This window comes from Shewanella sp. Isolate8, from assembly GCF_022398495.1.
Classification (GTDB): domain Bacteria; phylum Pseudomonadota; class Gammaproteobacteria; order Enterobacterales; family Shewanellaceae; genus Shewanella; species Shewanella aquimarina.
Genome location: NZ_JAKEVI010000001.1, coordinates 500,230 through 520,134, shown reverse-complemented (window position 1 = coordinate 520,134; position 19,905 = coordinate 500,230). Strand labels below are relative to the sequence as shown.

General features: G+C 55.2%; 19 protein-coding genes. 13 read left to right on the top strand and 6 right to left on the bottom strand.

Annotated elements, in window-relative coordinates; genetic code table 11:
- Nucleotides 1–63: 63 nt before the first annotated feature.
- The 4 genes from L1D43_RS02225 to L1D43_RS02210 all read left to right on the top strand — a co-directional run bounded on the left by L1D43_RS02225 (nucleotide 64) and on the right by L1D43_RS02210 (nucleotide 3,301).
- A complete protein-coding gene (locus tag L1D43_RS02225) occupies nucleotides 64–540 on the top strand; it encodes a hotdog fold domain-containing protein (RefSeq protein ID WP_041510276.1) in 477 nt (158 codons plus the stop codon).
- A 141-nt stretch (nucleotides 541–681) separates the two neighbouring features.
- On the top strand, nucleotides 682–2,145 hold the full coding sequence (locus L1D43_RS02220; protein WP_239849791.1) for a hypothetical protein: 1,464 nt from the start codon (nucleotides 682–684) through the stop codon (nucleotides 2,143–2,145).
- 245 nt (nucleotides 2,146–2,390) lie between these two features.
- Entirely contained in the window at nucleotides 2,391–2,741 is a 351-nt protein-coding gene (locus L1D43_RS02215) for a DUF1294 domain-containing protein (protein WP_239849790.1), read from the top strand.
- A gap of 86 nt (nucleotides 2,742–2,827) precedes the next feature.
- Nucleotides 2,828–3,301, top strand: a complete 474-nt coding sequence (locus L1D43_RS02210; RefSeq protein ID WP_239851016.1) for an FKBP-type peptidyl-prolyl cis-trans isomerase — start codon at nucleotides 2,828–2,830, stop codon at nucleotides 3,299–3,301.
- A 132-nt stretch (nucleotides 3,302–3,433) separates the two neighbouring features.
- Here L1D43_RS02210 and L1D43_RS02205 read toward each other — a convergent pair whose 3' ends face one another.
- The 3 genes from L1D43_RS02205 to L1D43_RS02195 all read right to left on the bottom strand — a co-directional run bounded on the left by L1D43_RS02205 (nucleotide 3,434) and on the right by L1D43_RS02195 (nucleotide 7,169).
- On the bottom strand, nucleotides 3,434–4,672 hold the full coding sequence (locus L1D43_RS02205; protein ID WP_239849789.1) for a Xaa-Pro peptidase family protein: 1,239 nt from the start codon (nucleotides 4,670–4,672) through the stop codon (nucleotides 3,434–3,436).
- A 351-nt stretch (nucleotides 4,673–5,023) separates the two neighbouring features.
- Nucleotides 5,024–5,812: an ROK family protein gene (locus tag L1D43_RS02200; protein ID WP_239849788.1), complete on the bottom strand. Its 789-nt coding sequence runs from the start codon at nucleotides 5,810–5,812 to the stop codon at nucleotides 5,024–5,026.
- A gap of 160 nt (nucleotides 5,813–5,972) precedes the next feature.
- Nucleotides 5,973–7,169: an MFS transporter gene (locus L1D43_RS02195; RefSeq protein WP_239849787.1), complete on the bottom strand. Its 1,197-nt coding sequence runs from the start codon at nucleotides 7,167–7,169 to the stop codon at nucleotides 5,973–5,975.
- 348 nt (nucleotides 7,170–7,517) lie between these two features.
- Between L1D43_RS02195 and L1D43_RS02190 the strand changes: the two genes are divergently transcribed.
- On the top strand, nucleotides 7,518–9,305 hold the full coding sequence (locus L1D43_RS02190) for an aminopeptidase P family protein (protein ID WP_239849786.1): 1,788 nt from the start codon (nucleotides 7,518–7,520) through the stop codon (nucleotides 9,303–9,305).
- 69 nt (nucleotides 9,306–9,374) lie between these two features.
- Here the strand turns inward: L1D43_RS02190 and L1D43_RS02185 are convergent, their stop codons facing one another.
- Nucleotides 9,375–10,574: an EAL domain-containing response regulator gene (locus tag L1D43_RS02185; protein ID WP_239849785.1), complete on the bottom strand. Its 1,200-nt coding sequence runs from the start codon at nucleotides 10,572–10,574 to the stop codon at nucleotides 9,375–9,377.
- Nucleotides 10,575–10,892: 318 nt separating this feature from the next.
- Here L1D43_RS02185 and L1D43_RS02180 point away from each other — a divergent pair, with 318 nt between their 5' ends.
- From L1D43_RS02180 to L1D43_RS02165, 5 genes are all read left to right on the top strand, one after another.
- Nucleotides 10,893–12,191, top strand: a complete 1,299-nt coding sequence (locus tag L1D43_RS02180) for a DEAD/DEAH box helicase (protein WP_239849784.1) — start codon at nucleotides 10,893–10,895, stop codon at nucleotides 12,189–12,191.
- Nucleotides 12,192–12,343: 152 nt separating this feature from the next.
- On the top strand, nucleotides 12,344–12,898 hold the full coding sequence (locus L1D43_RS02175; RefSeq protein ID WP_239849783.1) for a peroxiredoxin-like family protein: 555 nt from the start codon (nucleotides 12,344–12,346) through the stop codon (nucleotides 12,896–12,898).
- 36 nt (nucleotides 12,899–12,934) lie between these two features.
- Nucleotides 12,935–13,057: a hypothetical protein gene (locus tag L1D43_RS19835; protein WP_275659039.1), complete on the top strand. Its 123-nt coding sequence runs from the start codon at nucleotides 12,935–12,937 to the stop codon at nucleotides 13,055–13,057.
- A 211-nt stretch (nucleotides 13,058–13,268) separates the two neighbouring features.
- Nucleotides 13,269–13,901, top strand: a complete 633-nt coding sequence (locus L1D43_RS02170) for a DUF2913 family protein (RefSeq protein ID WP_239849782.1) — start codon at nucleotides 13,269–13,271, stop codon at nucleotides 13,899–13,901.
- A gap of 149 nt (nucleotides 13,902–14,050) precedes the next feature.
- Nucleotides 14,051–15,550: a carboxypeptidase M32 gene (locus L1D43_RS02165; protein ID WP_239849781.1), complete on the top strand. Its 1,500-nt coding sequence runs from the start codon at nucleotides 14,051–14,053 to the stop codon at nucleotides 15,548–15,550.
- Between the two features lie 123 nt (nucleotides 15,551–15,673).
- Here L1D43_RS02165 and L1D43_RS02160 read toward each other — a convergent pair whose 3' ends face one another.
- On the bottom strand, nucleotides 15,674–17,461 hold the full coding sequence (locus L1D43_RS02160; RefSeq protein ID WP_239849780.1) for a flotillin domain-containing protein: 1,788 nt from the start codon (nucleotides 17,459–17,461) through the stop codon (nucleotides 15,674–15,676).
- A 64-nt stretch (nucleotides 17,462–17,525) separates the two neighbouring features.
- On the bottom strand, nucleotides 17,526–18,161 hold the full coding sequence (locus L1D43_RS02155) for a YqiJ family protein (RefSeq protein ID WP_239849779.1): 636 nt from the start codon (nucleotides 18,159–18,161) through the stop codon (nucleotides 17,526–17,528).
- A 320-nt stretch (nucleotides 18,162–18,481) separates the two neighbouring features.
- Here L1D43_RS02155 and L1D43_RS02150 point away from each other — a divergent pair, with 320 nt between their 5' ends.
- The 3 genes from L1D43_RS02150 to L1D43_RS02140 all read left to right on the top strand — a co-directional run bounded on the left by L1D43_RS02150 (nucleotide 18,482) and on the right by L1D43_RS02140 (nucleotide 19,835).
- Nucleotides 18,482–18,994, top strand: coding sequence for a GNAT family N-acetyltransferase (locus L1D43_RS02150; RefSeq protein WP_239849778.1), 513 nt, complete (start codon nucleotides 18,482–18,484; stop codon nucleotides 18,992–18,994).
- A 9-nt stretch (nucleotides 18,995–19,003) separates the two neighbouring features.
- Complete coding sequence (locus tag L1D43_RS02145) at nucleotides 19,004–19,264, top strand: DUF2960 domain-containing protein (RefSeq protein WP_239849777.1); 261 nt, start codon at nucleotides 19,004–19,006, stop codon at nucleotides 19,262–19,264.
- A 61-nt stretch (nucleotides 19,265–19,325) separates the two neighbouring features.
- Nucleotides 19,326–19,835, top strand: a complete 510-nt coding sequence (locus tag L1D43_RS02140; RefSeq protein WP_239849776.1) for an RDD family protein — start codon at nucleotides 19,326–19,328, stop codon at nucleotides 19,833–19,835.
- The last annotated feature ends 70 nt before the right edge of the window (nucleotides 19,836–19,905 follow it).

Below are 19,905 nucleotides of genomic sequence, written 5' to 3'. Positions count from 1 at the left end.
CTTTCTATTAAACCCAGAGTGCTTTCTATTAAGAAAGAACAGTTTCGACTAACGAGTAAGCCAATGACTAACAAACCGACAAGAGTGATGGCACTCTACCGCCGCGTGACCAAATGGCCACTCGGCCATAAAATTTTTTCAGTTATGGTGTCTCGCATGGCGCCCTACTTCGCTACCGTTAAGCCCCTCATCACAGAGCTCAGACCCAACTACTGCCAGGTGCTGGTACGTAAACGCAAGTCAGTACAAAACCATATCGGCACTGTACACGTGATCGCCATCTGTAATGGCCTGGAGATGGCCATGGGCACCATGGCCGAGGCCTCGATTCCGTCTCACTTACGCTGGATCCCCAAAGGCATGAGCGTCGACTATACCGCCAAGGCCGGCAGCGATATCCGCTGTATCGCCGAAGTAACGCCTGAGCAGTGGGTCGAAGGCGATATGCTAGTATCTGTTACCGCACTGGATGAAAATGACGTAGTGGTCGTCAAGGGGCACATCAAGCTGTGGATCTCCCTTAAGCCTGCCAAGGCTTAGCCGGTAACAAGCGGCGGTTTTAGGTCGCTTGTTCACACAGGAGAATAATGAAAAATTGCATAATCCCATGAAAATTTGACATTTTTGGCTGAGTCTCTCATGTTAGAGACTGACTCTAATTTGGCAACAGGGACGCGCCATATGACACCAGCATTGAAGACTCTCTCGAGCGGCATTCTCCTATTTGGACACCTCGGCCTTGCCGCAACGGTTTTTGCAAACAGTGATACTAGCCCGCAGGCACAAGGCGCGAAGATACTTGATAAGAAACCCAAGTGTATCGCAACCACCCTAGAGCCCATTACTCTCTCGGTGACCAGCAAGAAGTACCCCAGTGAGACCAAACCACTGGAAAGTGAAGCCTTTGCGGCAGTATTAGCCCAACTCAAACAAACCGCCACGGAAAAGGGCGCCGAAGCCATACTCCTTACCCAGGTGAGTAACCATATCCTCAGCAAAGTGAAACAGAAAAAACTGTCTCAACGCTCCACCCAAGAGATGGTTAAGACTTACCAACTGCGCACTCAACTGGAGGCCGAACTCTACCAGTTATGCGAGGATGACAAGAGCCTATCCAATGAGTCTGCAGCCTACGACAGCAAAGGCTACGAGATCCGCAAGTCAAATTTTGAATACACCTTCGAGCCGATCATGCCCAAGTCCGCGGCTAAGATCGCAGCGGCCAAGACACTGCCTCCGGCCATAGTATCGTTAGACAATGGGGTCTATGGCGCAAAACTCGGCATGAGCCCCGAAGAGCTCTACGAGTTACTGGGACCCGCAAGCATAGAGTTACCGCTTTCGGCACAAGATTTTGCCTGGGGTTACGGCAGACAGCTCTGGTTTGTGTTTACCCACCAACTTCTCAGTGCCATTTCCACCGACTTCAGCCCAATGAATAATACAGGTCTGAATCTTATCGAATATCGCGACGGATTCGATGGTGCCCCCTGGTTAATTAACGGCGAGCTAGGCTACCGCGCGCCCCTCTCTCAGGTGCGCCAATCCCTGGGCGCCAACCAAGCGAGGCTACAGGGTGACCAGCTCAAACTGAGTGACGGCAATCATCGCCTCACACTGAACTTTGACACCTTTCACCAGGGCAGCGAGGCAAGGCCAGAATCCCAGTTAACCGGTTTTAGCCTCTATCAAGACAAGACAAAGCTGGCGTTACAAGGCAAACAACCCGGCAAGAAAGCCCTCTCGCCGCTGCTCAAACAGCTCACGCCTTCCTATTCCGGTGAGCGGCCTAACTTACAACAGCTACAGAAAACCTACCCCTCCATGGCTAAGCTAGCTATCTCGAATGACGGTGAGTGGTGGCTGCTGGGCAACCATCTACAACTCAAGTTTGATGGCGACACCCTACATAGGGTTAGACTGGCTTCAGGCATCTACCCACAAGCAGACGATGCGGATCTCGCCGTGCTATGCGATAAGATGGCGGTTCCATCGCAAAAGGATAAGCTGCTTGCGCAATTTGAACAGGCTAACGATGAATTCGACAGCGTCGATATTTATGAAAAAAACTTTTCTCTGGTGGCGAAATATGACTCTTATGATGACGACGCGACGCTATACGAACTGGAGATCACCTATTTCTAAATGATATAAAACCCACAGCCCAAATTAACGCAAGAGCATCAATGAGACAGAACCGTCCTAACAGTCACAGTGCAACACCTAGGCAAAGCGTAAAACCTAGTCAAAGCGCAAAACCTAGGCAAAGCATAAGCGGGCCTGGAAAAACAACAGGCCCCAAGACATCAGGATCCAAGCGCCCTCATAGGGGAAAGATCAGACAAAAAGGGACGAGATGGACCCTAGCCGATAAACTACGCCTCCTGCTGATGATGGCACTGTTTCTCGGCCTACTACTTGCCAGCCTGTTGCAACGACTACCAATAGCAGTCTTCATCTATTACGTCGTCATAAGCCTCATCACTTTTACCAGCTACTCCATCGATAAACGCGCCGCCAGGCAAGACACCTGGCGCATTAAAGAGAGTCGTCTGCATTGGTTATCCCTACTGGGGGGATGGCCGGGCGCCATGCTGGGCCAGCAACACCTGAGGCACAAGTCCAGCAAGCGGGCTTTTCGTTTGGTGCTCTGGTTGACTGTCATCATCAACCTCAGCCTGTTGGGCGCCGTAATTTCTCCCCAGGGACAGGCCTTGCTGACACGGCTCGGGGTTAACTAGCCTATTGATTCAAATGAGCCCTACGCGTTTACCCAAGAGGCGCAATTGGCTATGATGAAGGCCGCACTTTTTCAGGAAAATCAATGATGAGAATGATATTAGCAGTCGTAGTGATCGCCGGCGTGTTGTTTTACTTCTTTACCAGCATGAATAACCAGAAGGCGGCTAAGGAAAACATCGCCAAAGGCGAGGCGTTTTTAGCCCAAAACAAGACTCAGGAAGGGGTTATCGAAACCGCCTCGGGGCTCCAGTATCAGGTATTGGCAGAGGGCAACGGCAGCGTTCATCCCAAGGCCAGCGATACCGTAACTGTTCACTATCATGGCACGCTGATCGACGGTACTGTGTTTGACAGCTCGGTCGAGCGCGGCGAGCCTATCGCCTTCCCACTCAATCGCGTCATCAAGGGCTGGACCGAAGGGGTACAGCTGATGGTCGAAGGCGAAAAGACCCGCTTCTTTATTCCTAGCAGCCTGGCCTATGGCAATCGCAGCGCAGGTAAGATCCCCGGCGGCTCTGTGCTTGTCTTCGATGTGGAGCTGATCAGTATAGATAAATAATGCCTCTACGCTGACAGCATAAAAAAACGCGCCCTAGGGCGCGTTTTTAGTTTCATACCAATCACAGTAATTTCGTGATCAAAAATAGCGTTTTAACAAGCTAGAATGATCAATTATTTATTACGATTGATATCAATATCCGAAGGGATTATCGATAGAGTGAGCAGGCTGGGTAAACCATTTGGGGCCACTCTGGGTCATATAGAAGTGATCCTCGTGGCGCACCCCAAACTCGCCCGGCACACACAGCATGGGCTCGTTACTGAAACACATGCCTGGAGCTAGCGGCGTGTGATCATTCAACACCAGATAGGGCCACTCATGGATATCCAGACCTATACCGTGCCCCGTCCTGTGAGGCAGACCCGGCAGCGCATAACCTGGGCCGAAACCCGCCTGTTCAATCACATCGCGCGCGGCGCGATCCACACTTGAGCATGGCGCGCCCACCTTAGCAGCCTCGAAGGCCGCCAGCTGAGCATCCTGCTCCAGTTGCCATAGCTGACGCTGACGCTCGCTCGGCGTGCCGTAGACATAGGTGCGGGTAATATCCGAGTTGTAACCATGGAGCTGACAGCCGGTGTCGATCAGCACGGTATCGTTAAGCTCCAGCGCCTTAGGCGACTTGACCCCATGAGGATAGGCCGAGTCTTCCCCGAAGAGCACGATACAGAAATAGGAGCCCGCGGGAGCGCCCACGGCTTTGTGTGCCTGGTGAATAAAGCTCTCCACCTCGCCGACAGTGATCCCTTCACGCAGGATACGCGCGGCGGCCTTGTGCACCTCCAGAGTCATATCCTTGGCACGCTGTAGCAGCGCCAGCTCAGTCTCAGACTTGATCATACGACAAGCCGCCGTCACCGCCTTACCATTGACAAATTCAAGAGCCGGCGCCAGTTGACGCACGCCATCGAAGATGAAAAACGCCGCCGACTCATCCATCGCCAGCTTACCCTGGCTAATGCCTAGCTCACCCAGGCGCTTAACGAAAAGCGCATAGGGACTCTCATCCTCATGCCAGCAGTTAACCCGCCCCTCGATCACCATGTAACCCTTGAGGGTGTCTAGCTCGAACGCGGGAGCGATATATTCCAGCTCACCCTCGGCCGGCAAAATAGCCCCCACCATACGCTCGCTGGCGTACCAGCGTGTGCCGGTGAAGTAGTAGAGATTAGTGCCCGCATTAAGATAGATAGCGGCGATCCCCTGCTGACGCATCAGCTGCTGCGCCTTGTCGATACGCGCCCTGTATTCTTGCTTCGTGATCCCTTCGACCCCTTGGGTCATATCAGACAGCTTGGCCAGCTCCAGCTCAGGGCTCGAACCGCCCACGCCCACAGTGGCAATCTCACTCGTGGTATTTACACTCATAGTTAACACCTTTGACGGCAGTCAGAGAGGCATGCCCGCAACCACCGTGGAAAAGAATAATGACAGGCAGCCTTTTTAGCATAATGTATACAAAAAAGCAGTAGCTAGCAGAAAGAAAAATCTTCAAAATGCACCAAAACTCGGCAATCAGCTTGGCGTGAAAACCCTTAGCGTTAAGGGAGGCCTTCAGCGTTAAAGAGAGCCCTTAGCGTTGTGGGAAGCCCTTAGCCAGATAAAGAGCCCTTAGCATGTAAACAAACCTGGCACTATCGAGCTAAGCGTTCACTCTCGATAAAGCCTGTTATCACAGAGTGCAGGATAAAGGCCTAACTGGCTTATAAGCCCAAACACTTACTCGCCGTGCTGAGCATGCTTAGCCAGCAGTACCTTGAGGCCGCGACACACCAGAGTCTCCATATCGTCGACCCGGGCGATATTCACATCACCGAGCGGCGAGGTTAAGGCCAGTTGTTTCAGAGACTCGACACAGCCCTTGTAATAGTCGGGTTGGTTCATCATGGGGCCCGCAAGCCAGATTCGATTTGGATTTAGCAGGTTGATGGTCCAGGCAATCCCCATTCCCAGGTAGCTGCCGGCTCGATAGAGCTCCTGCGGACTCTTGAGGCCGCGTATCCTAATCGACTCGCCACTGGCCAGCTGCTCCAGGCTGTACTCGCCCCCTTCGGTCATCACCCGGCAATGACCGAGCTCACCGGCGACGCCACCGGCACCGAGAAAAGGCTCGCCCTTGATGGCGATCGCCATACCTATGCCGGCGCCGCTCATCAAGAGCAGCTCGCAGGCGTTTTTGGTCTCGCATACCGCCAGCATGCCGGCATCGATATCATTATGGAGCAGACTAAAACGTGCCCGCGTCTTGAGCTGTGCCAGCGACAGGCCGTTGAGCTTGGGCGCCGCCTTACAGGCGATGAGTGTGTCTTGCTTCACCAACCCGGGCACCGCTACCCCGAGGGCATAGTCACTCAGGTCGTAGTCGGCTTCGATATCGGCGATATGGCCATTGAGATCGTCCAGGGTAAAGTGCTCACCCGTCGCTATCTTGTATTGCTCGGTGCGCCCCTGAGTCTCAATTTCGAACAGGGCGGTCGTCGCGCCAATATCTATGGTCAGGGATTGCATATCGAGCTCCGTAGCCGCCTCGCTCATTGCAGCAAGACGCTTCTCGATGCCATGAGTAGAGAGAGTTGTGTATCGCTAAATTTTATCACAAAAAGCATCGGCTGATACTATATAAAATGCGACTAACACTTTGCTTTGATTGAATTTCCACCAAAGGCCATCAGGTTTCATCCACTTTCTGTTGGCCTGCCAGCTTCAGCGGCACCCTGCCCCAGGCCATCAACAGCAGATGTATCGCCAACAGAGGGATACAGGTGAGCAACATCACCTCCCAGCCTAACCAGTGCAATACCCAGCCGGCGCTCAAGGAGGCTATCGCCTGGGAGCCGAAGACGAAGGCATCGTTAAAGGCCTGAACCTTAAAGCGTTCTTCGCTGTGATAGTGACGAGGCAACAAGACGGTGCCGGCGACAAACAACAGGTTCCAGCCGATCCCCAAGAGCACCAGAGCCGTCCAGTAGTTAAGCAACTCGCGCCCGAGCAAGGCCACCGTGATGGTCACGCCATAGGCCGCCAGCCCCACCAGCATCATGCGGCTGGTGCCAAACTTGGCCACCAGGTATCCACTAAACAACGAGGGAAAATACATGGCGATGATGTGGCTCTGGATCACCCACTTGGTATCGGCCAGGGAATAGTGCTCCATATGATGCATGTGCAGCGGTGTCGCCGTCATGATGAAACTCATCATGCCATAGCCTATGGTGGCGGCGCCGATGGCGGTCCAGATAGCGGGCTGCAGCAAGATGTTGCCAAGGGGACGTACGCCTTGATGCGAGATCACATGAGCGGGTCTGTCCTGATCATTATCCTGATAGAAACAGAGCACCAGTCCCGCCATCAGGCAGACACAGATCAGAAACAGGAAGGCGCCCACGTGGGGCGTAGCGAACAGGTTCTCACCCATCACCGCAAGCTCAGGCCCCACGATGGCGGCCACCAATCCACCGACCAAGACCCGTGACGCCGCCTTGGCGCTATCGAGCGCGTCAACCGACTCCATCGCGGCAAAGCGGTATTGCTGCACTATCGCCCCGGCGGCCCCAAGCAGTAGCCCACTGAGGCAGAAAGGCACAAAAAGCTTTGCCTGGGTCGCAAAGGCCGCCAGAGCGCCGGCACAGACCCCCAGGCCCGTCCCCAGCAGAAAGATCTTCTTACGGCCGAAGCGGCGCATCAAACGGCTGACCGGCACTACTGAGACAGCCACCCCAATCACCATGATGGCTATCGGCAGGGTTGCCAGGGCGGGTGTTGGCGCCAGTTCCGCGCCAATCAGGCCACCGAGCAACATCATCATGGGGGTCGCACTCATGGCAAAGGCCTGGGCCAGGGTTAACACCCATACATTTCTAGGCATAAAATTAATCACAAATGTTTTACTTACGAGCAAAATACTGACTCATGACGAAATTTACCAGCCTTGAACGCCGTTATTGGGGATTTCATCCCTCCCCTTCGCCGCTATCTGATTCAATCGCCTCAATAAATCCTCTCCCTCTGACTCACATCCCCTCAAAGGCTGGTCAGACTTTACGGCGTCGCCCCTGGGCTTTTTCGCGCTTCCCTTCCAACTCCCTCCCTGAGCTGCGATAATCGGCGACAACTCGGCCATATCTCAATCTGTAGAGACAGAGCCAAGCCTATTCGCTTAACCCCAGAAGGCCACGATTAGATGGCCCCGCAAGTGGGTACTAAAGGAGACTTCATGACATCTGTAACCGCACAACGTCTACACGCCGTAAGAAGCGACATGCTCAGCCAAACACTCGATGCCTTCATCGTCCCGCGGGCCGACGAATATCTGGGCGAATATGTCCCCGAGCGTAATGAAAGACTCCACTGGCTCACAGGTTTTACCGGTTCGGCGGGCATGGCCATAGTGCTCAAACAGCGCGCCGCCATCTTCGTCGATGGTCGCTACACAGTCCAGGTTAAGCAGCAGGTAGACAATAGCCTGTTCGATTATCAGAGCCTACACGATACCCCACAGATCCCCTGGCTTATCGCCGAGCTAGGTGAAGGCACCCGCATCGGCTATGACCCACGCCTGCATACCCTGAGCTGGCAGCAGCAGGCCGAGGCTCAGTGCCAGCGCGCCGGCATCGAGCTGGTTGCCGTCCAAGAAAACCCTATCGATCGCCACTGGCAAGAGAGACCGGCCGCATCCAGCGCCCCTATTAGCCTGTTTAGCGAGCAGAGCGCCGGCGTCAGCAGCGCAGTGAAACGTGAGGAGATAGGAAAGGCCGTGGCCGCAGCGGGTGCCGATGTGGCACTGATCAGCGCACTGGACTCCTTCTGCTGGTTACTGAATATTCGCGGCAACGACGTGCCGCGCCTGCCCGTGGTGCTAGGTACCGCCCTGCTGCATAAAAATGGTGAGATGACACTCTTTACCGATCTGACCAAGCTGCCTGAGGGAATTCAGGCTCATGTGGGTGACGGCGTCAGCTTCAAGGCCGAGTCTGAACTCGAAGGCGTATTGTCTCAGCTCGATGGCGTCAAGTTGCTGGCCGACCCTGACAGCGCAAATGCCTGGATGCAGTTAACGGCCCAACAGGCTGGTGCAAGGCTTATCGCCGGTCAAGATCCGGTTGCCCTGCCCAAGGCACAGAAAAACCCGGCTGAGCTTGCCGGGCTCAGCGCTTGCCATGTTCGTGACGGCGTTGCCGTGAGCCGTTTCCTCGCCTGGCTCGACGCTGAAGTGGCGGCAAATCGTCTCTATGACGAAGGCACCCTGGCCGATAAACTGGAGAGCTTCCGCCTGGAAGATCCTCAGTATCGCGAGCCAAGCTTCGATACCATCTCGGCCACTGGCGCCAACGCGGCCATGTGTCACTACAACCACAACAATGGCACTCCCGCCATGATGACCATGGACAGCATCTACCTGGTGGACTCGGGCGCCCAGTATCTGGATGGCACCACAGACGTCACCCGCACCATCGCCATCGGCGAGGTCACCGACGAGCAACGTAAGATGGTCACCCTGGTACTCAAGGGGCATATCGCCCTTGATCAGGCCAAATTCCCTAAAGGCACCACGGGTCAGCAGCTCGATGGCTTCGCCCGTCAATATCTGTGGCAACATGGCTTCGATTACGACCATGGTACGGGCCATGGCGTGGGCCACTTTCTCAGCGTACACGAGGGACCGCAGCGGATCGCCAAAAACAGCAATGGCGTCGCCTTGCTGCCGGGCATGGTGGTGTCGAACGAGCCAGGCTACTACCGGGCCGACGCCTTCGGTATCCGCATCGAAAACCTTGTCGCTGTGCAGGCCTGTGAAGCGCTGGCCGGCGCCGAGCGTGAGATCTATGAGTTTCATGCCATCACCCTGATCCCCATCGACACCCGCCTGGTCGATAAACAGCTGCTTACGGACGCCGAGGTCAACTGGCTCAACGCCTACCATCAAAGAGTCAGGGAGACCCTGAGCCCGCTGATGCAGGGCGCTGAGCTAGACTGGCTGCTCAAGGCGACTGAGGCCATCTAACCCTTAAAAAGCCATAAAAAGAAGCATAAAAAAACCATTAGAAAAACAGCACCCCAGGGTGCTGTTTTTCTAGGCCTGAACCAGACGCTCCCGCGCCTTTAGCCAACGCACCAGCTCACTGTAGGGTTTAGGGCGACAGATGAGATAGCCCTGCAAGGAGATATCTTTAACCTGCTCCAGGTAGTTAAGATCATGGATATCCTCGACCCCTTCGGCCACCAGATGAATGCCGAGTTTGCCGCTGATCGCCTGCATAGAGCGCAGTATGGTCTGGGAGACGGGATCTTTGTGTATACCATGCACCAGGCTACGGTCCAATTTCAACTCGCTGATGGGCAGGGTGCATAACTGGGAGAGATTGGTATAGCCTGTGCCGAAATCGTCGATAGCGACGCCGATACTGTTCATCCTCAGTTGACTGATGGTCGAATGCTGGCGCTGCTTGTCCAGCACCTGATTTTCGGTGATCTCCACCGTCAGCCGTGAGGGCGACACCAGGTTTTGCTCGCAGTACTGCAACAGCCGGGTATGCCAGCCACTCTGATTGAGCTGCTTTGGGGTCAGATTGATCGACAGATGGCATTGTTTGCACGACTCGAACTGGCTGATCAGCGCCCACTCTGGGATCGCATTATTGAGCAACTTAGTCGTCAGGCTGTTGAGGGCGTTGTTGCACTCGGCGACATCGATAAACTTATCCGGGGTGATCAGCTGCAGGCGGTTGCCCTGCTGTAGGCGACAGAGCACCTCGAAGCCCTTTATCTTGCCACTGGCGATGTCCACCTGCGCCTGATAGTAGGGGATGATCTTGTTAGAGTTGATGGCGCGGCGGATCTCATCGATGCTCATCTGTCCCTTGTGACGCACACCGGCGACCTGGAAAGACATCAGACGATAGCGCTCTACACAGACCCTGAGCTGCTCCGTAGTCACCGGCTTCATCAGGGCCCCCAACAGCCTGAGTTTAGAGGCCTCCACCAGCTGGGAAGCCGCCTCGACGATGCGCGACTCCATGCCCGACGCGATGATGATGCCTCCCTTAAACTCCATCTTGCTCAGGCGCATCAGAAACTCTATGCCATCCACCTCGGGCATATGCAGGTCCACCACCACTATCTGGTAGTCATCGCTATATTTGCTTAGGGTACGAATGGCGCTACGGGCGTCGCGGCAGAACTCGACCTTGTCCACATCCAGTAGCAAAAAGTGACGACTGAGCACCCGGCAGGCGCTCAGCGAATCATCGACGATCAAGACATTTATCGACATCTCATCCCCTCTTCCAAAGCAGGTTGCTGCCTTGCAGTTGGGGCAAATAACGATACACCTAAGCCTCCATGCCTGTGACAACCTCCAAACGTTAACTTAATAAGGTTAGTTCAGCGCGCTTAGGTGTCAAATAAACCCAATAGGTTGAGAGACATGTGAATCACGGCAGATAAAAGTGCAGGTTTTAACCGAAAATTTTGCTATACTCCGCGCCCGCCTTTGTGACCCAGAGGCGTTATGGGTTAAGGTACGGCTCGAGTCTGGACTAAACTCAATTTGATATGTCGTTATTTTAAAGGTAAACAACAGGATATCCCAATGAGATTTGAATCTTTCAGTTTTGCACCCGAGATTTTGCATGCCATCTCAGAATGTGGGTACCAAAAAATGACGCCCATTCAAAAAGAGGCCATCCCGGCGATTCGCCGCGGACAGGATGTGCTGGCCAGCGCCCAGACGGGGACCGGCAAGACGGCGGCCTTCGCCCTGCCTATCCTGCAGAAGATGTTCGACACTCCAAGCGATACCCAGCGCTCCAACACCCGCGCCCTGATCTTGGCCCCCACCCGTGAACTGGTGGCCCAGGTGGCCGATAACATCAAGCAGTACAGTCGTTACCTGCCTGTCTCGGTACTCACAGTCTATGGCGGCGTCAAGATGGATACCCAGGCGGCCAAGGTCAAGAAGGGCGCCGACATCATAGTCGCCACCCCGGGACGTCTGCTGGAGCACCTGCAAGCCTGTAACCTCAACCTCTCTAATGTCGACTTCCTGGTGCTGGATGAGGCCGACCGCATGTTGGACATGGGCTTCATCACCGACATCCAGAAGATCTTGCAGCAGGTGAATCGCGATCGCCAGAACCTGCTGTTTTCGGCGACCTTCTCCAGCGCCGTTAAGCAGCTGGCCAACGAGATGCTGGTCAAGCCTAAGCTGATCGCCGTCGACAAGCAGAACACTACTGCGGTGACCGTCAGTCAAGTGGTCTACCCGGTAGAGCAGCGTCGCAAGCGTGAACTCCTCTCCGAGCTTATCGGCAAGAAGAACTGGCAACAGGTATTGGTATTTACCGCCACCCGCGAAGCCGCCGACGTCCTGGTGAAAGAACTCAACCTAGATGGCATCCCATCGGCTGTAGTTCACAGCGAGAAGGCCCAGGGCAATCGTCGCCGTGCGCTGCGAGAATTTAAAGAGGGCAAGGTACGCGCCCTGGTGGCCACCGAGGTCGCCGCCCGCGGTCTGGACATCCCTGAGCTGGAATATGTGGTCAACTTCGACCTGCCCTTCCTGGCAGAAGACTATGTGCACCGTATCGGTCGTACTGGCCGCGCCGGACGTAGTGGCGTCGCCATCTCCCTGGTGAGCCGTGAAGAGGAGCGCACCCTGGCCGATATCGAGAAGCTGATCGGCAATAAGATCCGCCGGATCACCATCCCAGGCTACGAGGTGGGCAGTCGCGATCTCCTGATCAAACAGCTGCAGAAGCGCCGCAGCTTCGCCAAGAAGCAGCAGCGCAGCGACAACGTGGGCGCTCAGGTGATCGCCGAGAAGAACATGGGTACTCGCCGGGTGAAGGTGAAGAACTCATCCAACGCGAAAATAAAGAAGCAAAAATAATCGACGTACGGTCACAAAATTATTATCTAATCAAATAAGGCACTTAACAGTGCCTTTTTTGATCGCATCGATTAATTCTACATCGGGGTGACAGATTAACGCCTCCACCTGGGTCTGTTCGACACCTAAAACAATCACGAGAAGGCCAGCCTATGACCAAGACGAATAATTCCTACACGCGCGCGCTGTTGAGCGCCCTGATTTTTACATTATTGAGCCTGCCATTTGCAGCAAATCTCTTCGCGGCAGAGTCTGCCAACGCTCAGCCCGTTACCGATAAGTCCATAGCTGCCAAGGCCATCGCTGAGAGCCCAACGGCAATCTCACCGCTACTCAACGGCCAAGAGGTGCCTTCGATTCAAGTCAAAGCACTTAATGGTGACAACATAGATCTACAGCAGCTGATTCAGGGAAAACCCAGCGTGATCTTCTTCTACCGTGGCGGTTGGTGCCCCTTCTGTAACGCGCAGATGGGTCAGCTGCAGGCGATCGAAGGCGATCTCCTCAAGATGGGCTTTCAGTTGATTGGCATCTCGCCCGATGTACCAGAGGATCTGCGCGCCTCCATGGCCAAGAACGATCTCAACTACACCCTGGTCTCGGATGCAGACCTCAACGCCATGCGCGCCTTCGGCCTTGCCTATTTCACCAGTCAGACCATCTCGGATAGATACATGGCCAAGATGCAGCTGAAAAACAAGCTGTGAAAGAACGCCGCCGGCGAGTCTCGTCTGGTGCTGCCGGTGCCCGCTGTCTATATCACAGACAAGACGGGACTGGTGCACTTTCAATACATCAACCCTAACTACAAGGTGCGCGCCGAGCCTAAGCTTATCCTCACCGCGGCGAGCCTCATCCCCCTGTAGGCAAAAGTGCCAACAGCGCTAGCAAAGATTAGCCCCTACAACGCTAGCAAATATTAATGCCGACAGCCCAAGCAAATGACAGGGCTTACAGCTAGACAAACCGCCGCGTAGCCACACACCGCGGTGGTTTTCTTTATGCTGCCGATATTGATAAGCGCGCCGATAGGGTATACTCGCCACCGCATCCCTTTTTCTTTTGCGTGGAGACGCAATGACTGAGCAAAGCTACAACCAGGCCCTAGTGGCATTAGCCCAGGCGGGCCTCGCCGACCTGGCGGCGCGTAACGCCAATCCAGGCAGCATCAAGACCCCGGCGGCAGAAAGCCATTTCCTCTGCAACTGGATGGTGCAATCACTCAAGGAGCGACGCTTCTCCAAGTTGGTGGCAGAGGATCTGACCCGCTGGATAAGAGAGGGACGCAGCAAGGGCGCCGGCGCCCAGCTCCCCCAGCTGCTGCAACGAATCGAAAATCAATACCTACCGGCCATGGAAAACGCCGAGGTAGGTCAGTCGCTGCTTGCGCTGATTGCCGACCTCGAAGCCCAGGGTTGGCTGGTCATCCTCGACTGTGAGGTGAGCGGCAAGCTTAGGCTCGACAGCGATGGTCAAAACAGCCTGGTGATCTCGGTCGAGCAGTATGAGCAGCATCTGGTCGAGGGTAAGCTTATCAAGTCCATCACCCTCTATATGCGCGCCGACGAGCAGCTGATCGCCCAACACGCCGTCAAGCACGCGCTGCTGCTGAGCCAGGGCGACAAGAAAGCCAGCTGCATCAAACACCATAAGGCCTATCGCCTCTATCCAGGCAACCGCCTGCCGGCGCTGGCGCTGCTGAAAGCCTAAACACACCTTAGCTCGCCTTCTGTTACAGGCCGTCTTAACCAAGACGGCCTTGCTTATCGACACTCGCATATCGACACTCGTTTCCGGCCATTCTCGTGTTAGCATGTCAGCCAATAACTTAAGATCGACAGACACTATGGACAGAGGCTATGACAGCAGACAAGCAAGATTCGGCGACGCCGCACTACGACGCCTTGTGCGCCGCGTTTAAACAGATCCATCACTTCCAGCACCTGCAAGCCCTGGGCGACTGGGATCAGGCCACCATGATGCCAAGTGGCGGCAGCCAAGGAAGGGGCGAGGCGATGGCCGAGCTGGCCCTGCATATTCACACACTCAAGACCGCCCCCACTCTGGTGGATGGATTAGCCGCGGCAGGCGAAGAGGCCTTAACCGCGCAGCAGAAGGCCAACCTGAGAGAGATGCGTTATCACACGCTACAGGCCACCGCCCTACCCGGCGAGCTGGTGCAGCAGAAGACGGCGCTCACCTACGCCTGCGAACATGCCTGGCGTCAGCAACGCAAAGACAATGACTGGCAGGGATTTAGGCCAAACCTGGAGAAGGTGATCGCCCTGGTGCGCGAAGAGGCGCAGATCCTAGGCGAGGTCCAACAACTCTCCCCTTACGATGCCCTGCTCAATAAGTTCGAGCCAGGCTGTCAAACGGCGGCGCTCGACAAGGTGTTTGGCGAGCTCAGAACCTGGCTGCCCGATATGATACAGCAGGTACAGGCCAGGCAGCGGAGCTGGCAAGTCGTAGCCATCCCCCACAGCAGCGCCCGCACCCAGCAGGCCCTCAACCTGGATGTGATGAAGCTACTCGGCTTTGATTTTAATCAGGGACGCCTGGACACCAGTAGCCACCCCTTCTCGGGCGGCGTGCCCGGCGATGTGCGCATCACCACCCGCTACGATGAGGCCGACTTTGTCACCTCTCTCTATAGCACCATCCACGAGGTGGGCCATGCCCGCTACGAGCAGGGACTGCCCATCGACTGGCGTGGTCAACCGGTAGGACTGGCTCGCTCCATGGCAATCCATGAGAGTCAGAGCCTGTTCTTCGAGATGCAGCTGGCCAGAAGCCCGGCGATGATCGCCCTGCTGACAGAGAAGATTAATCATCATCTGGGCAGCCAACTCACTCAGGAGTCCCTGGCACACCTAGTGCAGCGGGTCACCCCAGGCCTCATACGAGTCGATGCCGACGAGGTAACCTACCCTTGTCACATCATGCTGCGCTATGAGGTAGAGAAAGGCCTTATCGACCAAAGCCTAGAGGTCGCCGACCTTCCCGAGTTCTGGGACCAGCAGATGCAGAGCCTTTTGGGGCTATACACTAAGGGAGATTATCGCAACGGCTGCATGCAGGATATCCACTGGCCTGTAGGCGAGCTGGGGTACTTCCCGAGTTACAGCCTGGGCGCCATGTACGCGGCCCAGTTTAAGGCGAGCATGGTCAAGGCGCTGGGCAATATCGACAGCCTGATTGAGCAGGGCAATATCACCCAGGTTATGGATTGGCTCAACCAAAACATCTGGTCTCAAGGATCGCTTCTGACCACAGATGAGCTGGTGACGCAAGTGACCGGCGAAGTGCTAAACCCGGTTCACTTCAAGCGTCATCTGGAGCAGCGCTACTTAAGTTAAGTTCGGTTAAGTTAGGTTAAACTCGCAACAAGGCAAACAAAAAGGCTAGCGCAATGCGCTAGCCTTTTTTCTTCTATTACCGACAGCTTTATTCTGTAAGCTGACTCGTCATCGTCATGTCGCCTAGTTGGCGGCATCGCCCTCGCGCGGCGTCTTACCGTTCAAGGGAGAGTGAGCCCCTTGACTCTCGTCACTCATCTCGCCGGCGCCCAGCATATCCTGGGTGATCATGTTGTGGCCTTTAAGCAGGTCGTTGAGTCCGCCATGCTTGCCATCCACCATGCCGAGCTCTCTGAGCATGGCATCGACGATTGGTGCGTTGGCGCGATAATTCAGCGCCGCTGAGGTCACCTGCTCTGCGATACCGCCCTGGCTAAGTACAGCCTCGCCATTGCCCTGAGTCGCCCCCGAGATGCCGTAGCCCTGAAGGATCTTGATCCCTTCGATGTTCTCCAGCGGCTTGACCGCTTGAGCCACCACTTCCGGCAAGGCTTTGAGCATGGCCAGCGCTTTTTGCAGTTCGATCTGCTCGCTGCTGAGCACGTTTTCCGCCTCGTGCAGCGCCTGCTTACCGGCCGCCTCGACCGCGTATACCTTCTCGTCGGCCTCGGCCTTAAGCTTCTTGGCATCCGCTGCCGCCTTCGCCTCGGTAAGGATCGCGCTTGCCTTATCTTCGGCGGCGCGTTTCTCGGCTTCCGCCTCGACCGTCACGCCCACCGCATCACGCTCGGCTTCCTTGCGGGCATCGATCACCTCGATCTCCTTGCGACGGTTAGCCTCGGCCACCTGACGCACGGTAATAACCGCTTCCTCTTTCTCAACCTTAAGCTTCTCGGCCTCGGCGGCCTTGGCGCGCGCGGCTGATTCCTCTTCCGACTTCTCGGCGACCGCGATCTGCTTGTCCTGCTCTGCCACCTCGATATCGCGCTGCTGCTGAATGCGTGACTGTTCGATCGCCTTCCGCTTCTCGATCTCCCGGGTCTCGATATCTTTGGTCTTCTCGATCTGCGCCGTCTCTACCGCACGTTCCTTGGCGATCTCCGCCTCTTTCTCTTCGCGGCTCTTCTGTTCCTGCTTCTTGAGGATCTCCGCCTTCTGCTCGGCACGCTTAAACTCCAGTGCCTGTTGCTGCACCAGACGCGCTTCCTCTTCGGCCTTCTCGATCTCCAGCGACTCCTTCTCGGCTTCCAGGTTACGCTGCTCTATCTTGATGCGGTTTTCCTGTTCGATGTCGTTGGTCTCTTTGCGCTTCTCTTCGATGATCTTCGCCAGGCGAGCACGACCCTCGGCATCGAAGGCATTATTTTCATTAAAGAATTGCAGGTCGGTCTGATCGAAGCCCGTCAGAGAGACAGACTCCAGCTCGAGACCGTTCTTCTCCAGATCGTTGGCAACGTTGTTCTGCACCCGCTGCACGAAGTCGGCGCGCTGCTCATGCATCTCTGTCATGGTCATCTCGGCCGCTACGGCACGCAGTACGTCGACAAACTTAGACTCCATCAGCTTCTTCACCTCTTCAACCCGGGTAGTACGGGTACCTAAGGTCTGCGCGGCCATGGAGATCCCCTCCACACTCGGCGCGACACGCAGATAGAAGTCGGCGCGCACATCCACCCGCATACGATCTTTGGTGATCAATGCATCTTTCTGCATCTTCTCCACCTCGATACGCAGGGTGTTCATGTTCACCGCGATCGTCTCATGTAGCACAGGCAGCACTATGGCGCCGCCATCTTTGATGATCTTCTCACCGCCAAAACCCGTTCTCACAAAGGCGGTCTCTTTCGAGGCCCGTCGATATAACTTGGCAAATATCAGGCCGATCACCAAGATGCCAATTAACGCCGCGCCCGCGGCGACAAACACAAAGCTGCCACCCAATGACACGCCTATTCCTTCCACTTCATTCATGTTTCATCCTTAATCTAAGCTTGTTGTAAGCAGGTTTTCCGGCAAACCTTAAGGCTGCCAAAGACTAAATTTCATTGTTAAATTGCACCACAGACCAGACCTGGCCATTACGGTTTAACAGCACCACAGAGGTGCCCTGAGAGAAGGCCTCCCCGGCCAGCTCAGGCTCGACCAACACATAGTGCTTCTGCTGATAGGCATCTTTCACCACGGCCTCGCTGGGAAATCCCTTGCGGGCACAGCCCAGGGTCACCACCCCAACCAGGCCGCTGAGGTCATCCACAGAGATCGCCGACGTTTCGTTCTTGGGCAGCAGATTAGCGAGACGGGCGCCGAGAAATCGACAGGAGAGTGCGCCAAGCACTATGGCGAGCGGAATGCTTAAAGAAGCTGGCAAGGCAGTATCAATCGATAGCGCCAGATAGTTGATGCTAAAGCCTGCGATGGCAAAGCTGGTCAGGGCCAGCACCAGCCAGATGAGCAGGGGCAGACGGTCAAGGCAGAGCCAGCCGGCGACACCTGTGACACCCGAGACGCCAGTGTCTACATCGGCGTCCATCTCCATGGGGGTCAGATCGTCCAGCAGCCCAAACAGGCTGAGGCCAAATACCATAGAGAAGCCCTCGACCAGGCCAAGGAGGATCACTAAGGCCAGCGCCAGGCTGTAGGGTAAGTTATCGGTAAGCAGTAAAAAATCCACAGTCTCTCTCCATGAGAAAATGCCTCTTGCCCCAGGGGGATTTAAGGCCCGCTTAATGTCGCGCACGTATATTGCTATACGCCTGTTCCTATCCAAAAAATGGCTAACTGGGCGGCTCAGACAAGATACGACTTGCCAAGGTAGGCGAGCCACCGAGATTAGAGAATAACAGACTGAATAATTGAGTAAATAGCCAATATTCACATTTGTTTTTGCTAATCTTAACGCCCTGGCCAACACCATTGATAAGGCCTGAAAGCTGTGCGAACATCTAGCCTTTGCCCCATCGACCTTTACCCTTACGACTAGAAACATTAGCGATGCAAATACGAGCTATTCAGGCCCAGGACTGGCCAAGCATTTTACACATTCAGGATGAGTGTTATCCCAATATCGAGCCCGAATCCCTCGACGCCCTGCAGAGCAAGGCGATGCTCTCCCCCGATACCTGCTATGTGGTCACCCAGAACGACTCGGTGATCGGCTATTGCCTGGCCCATCCCTGGCAACGTGATCTGCCGCCGAGCCTGGAGCAGGTACTTGAGCAGGCACCTTTGCAGGAAACGCTATATCTTCATGACATCGCCTTTTCCGCCAAGGCTCGGGGACTAGGTGCGGGGGCGGCCGTGTTTAGCCGCCTCATCGAGCGGGCGCAAGACAAGGGGCTAGACAGCATCTCTCTAGTGGCCGTGGGCGGCGCCCACACATATTGGCAACGTATGGGCTTTAAATCGCGTATAATCGACAAATCCCTGGACAGCTACCCGGAAGATGCCTGTTATATGGTGTATGCCATAGCTGCGCACGCCTCCGGCGCCTCACTTCAAGAATAAGAGATTACTATGGCCCGCAGAGTCGGTTATACCTTTAAAAATCAATACAAAGAGATCAACTTCGTCTACGACAAGTTTCATGACATCTATGAAGCCGTGGCCGCGGCCGAAGGGATCGATCTGACCCGCTATCACGCCATGGAGGCTCAGGTCGCCATGACATCCAAGGGTTCCCAGGCGGTGAAAGACTATCGCCAGAAGGAGTTCGCCCGCTTTGGCTTTAGCGACATCCACTTTATTCGAGATGAAAGCGCTCAGGATGAAAGCTAAGGCCAAGTTAGCTAGAATAAGCCACCCATTTTCGCCTTTTACCAGATGATGTAGGCCCTAAATGTCTAATATTGAACATGCCAATTTTCCCAGAGCCGGCTTCTTTCGCCGCCTGGGCGCGATAGTGTACGACCTCCTGCTGGCCGTTGCCGTCTACATGGTGGCCGGTGCCATCGGCTTCGGTGCCTTTACCGCCCTCACTAGCAGTGGCCTGCTTGCCATGAATGGCTTCGAGCATGTCTCGGATCTGCTCAACGGTACCCCACTCTACAAAGGCCTGTATCAGTTGTGGATCACCTTCTGCGTCGGCCTCTTCTATGTGCTGTTCTGGAGTTACGGCGGCCAGACACTGGGCATGCGCGCCTGGCGCCTGAAGATCCAGCACCCCAACGGCCAGAGCCTGAGCATGATCACCGCCACGGCCCGCCTAGTATGGTCGCTACTTGGCATAGGCAACCTTTGGATCCTAATCAACGGCGATAAGCTGGCACTACAGGATATGATGACTCGCTCGGAAGTGGTAGTACTGTCAAAAGAAGCCAACCAGATGCGTAACTGGCACGGCGTATAAGCTAAACCCAGACATAAAAAAGGACCCTAAGGGTCCTTTTTTATTGAGCTCATTTCTAATGGGCTCTTTT

Excerpts from the sequence above, each read along its gene's own strand:
- L1D43_RS02140 (WP_239849776.1), top strand. The coding sequence starts at position 19,326 with ATGTCTAATATTGAACATGCCAATTTTCCCAGAGCCGGCTTCTTTCGC.
- L1D43_RS02150 (WP_239849778.1), top strand. The coding sequence starts at position 18,482 with ATGCAAATACGAGCTATTCAGGCCCAGGACTGGCCAAGCATTTTACAC.
- L1D43_RS02200 (WP_239849788.1), bottom strand. The coding sequence starts at position 5,812 with ATGCAATCCCTGACCATAGATATTGGCGCGACGACCGCCCTGTTCGAA.
- L1D43_RS02205 (WP_239849789.1), bottom strand. The coding sequence starts at position 4,672 with ATGAGTGTAAATACCACGAGTGAGATTGCCACTGTGGGCGTGGGCGGT.
- L1D43_RS02145 (WP_239849777.1), top strand. The coding sequence starts at position 19,004 with ATGGCCCGCAGAGTCGGTTATACCTTTAAAAATCAATACAAAGAGATC.
- L1D43_RS02190 (WP_239849786.1), top strand. The coding sequence starts at position 7,518 with ATGACATCTGTAACCGCACAACGTCTACACGCCGTAAGAAGCGACATG.
- L1D43_RS02180 (WP_239849784.1), top strand. The coding sequence starts at position 10,893 with ATGAGATTTGAATCTTTCAGTTTTGCACCCGAGATTTTGCATGCCATC.
- L1D43_RS02160 (WP_239849780.1), bottom strand. The coding sequence starts at position 17,461 with ATGAATGAAGTGGAAGGAATAGGCGTGTCATTGGGTGGCAGCTTTGTG.
- L1D43_RS02185 (WP_239849785.1), bottom strand. The coding sequence starts at position 10,574 with ATGTCGATAAATGTCTTGATCGTCGATGATTCGCTGAGCGCCTGCCGG.
- L1D43_RS02210 (WP_239851016.1), top strand. The coding sequence starts at position 2,828 with ATGAGAATGATATTAGCAGTCGTAGTGATCGCCGGCGTGTTGTTTTAC.
- L1D43_RS02220 (WP_239849791.1), top strand. The coding sequence starts at position 682 with ATGACACCAGCATTGAAGACTCTCTCGAGCGGCATTCTCCTATTTGGA.
- L1D43_RS02215 (WP_239849790.1), top strand. The coding sequence starts at position 2,391 with ATGATGGCACTGTTTCTCGGCCTACTACTTGCCAGCCTGTTGCAACGA.
- L1D43_RS02165 (WP_239849781.1), top strand. The coding sequence starts at position 14,051 with ATGACAGCAGACAAGCAAGATTCGGCGACGCCGCACTACGACGCCTTG.
- L1D43_RS02170 (WP_239849782.1), top strand. The coding sequence starts at position 13,269 with ATGACTGAGCAAAGCTACAACCAGGCCCTAGTGGCATTAGCCCAGGCG.
- L1D43_RS02225 (WP_041510276.1), top strand. The coding sequence starts at position 64 with ATGACTAACAAACCGACAAGAGTGATGGCACTCTACCGCCGCGTGACC.
- L1D43_RS02175 (WP_239849783.1), top strand. The coding sequence starts at position 12,344 with ATGACCAAGACGAATAATTCCTACACGCGCGCGCTGTTGAGCGCCCTG.
- L1D43_RS02195 (WP_239849787.1), bottom strand. The coding sequence starts at position 7,169 with ATGCCTAGAAATGTATGGGTGTTAACCCTGGCCCAGGCCTTTGCCATG.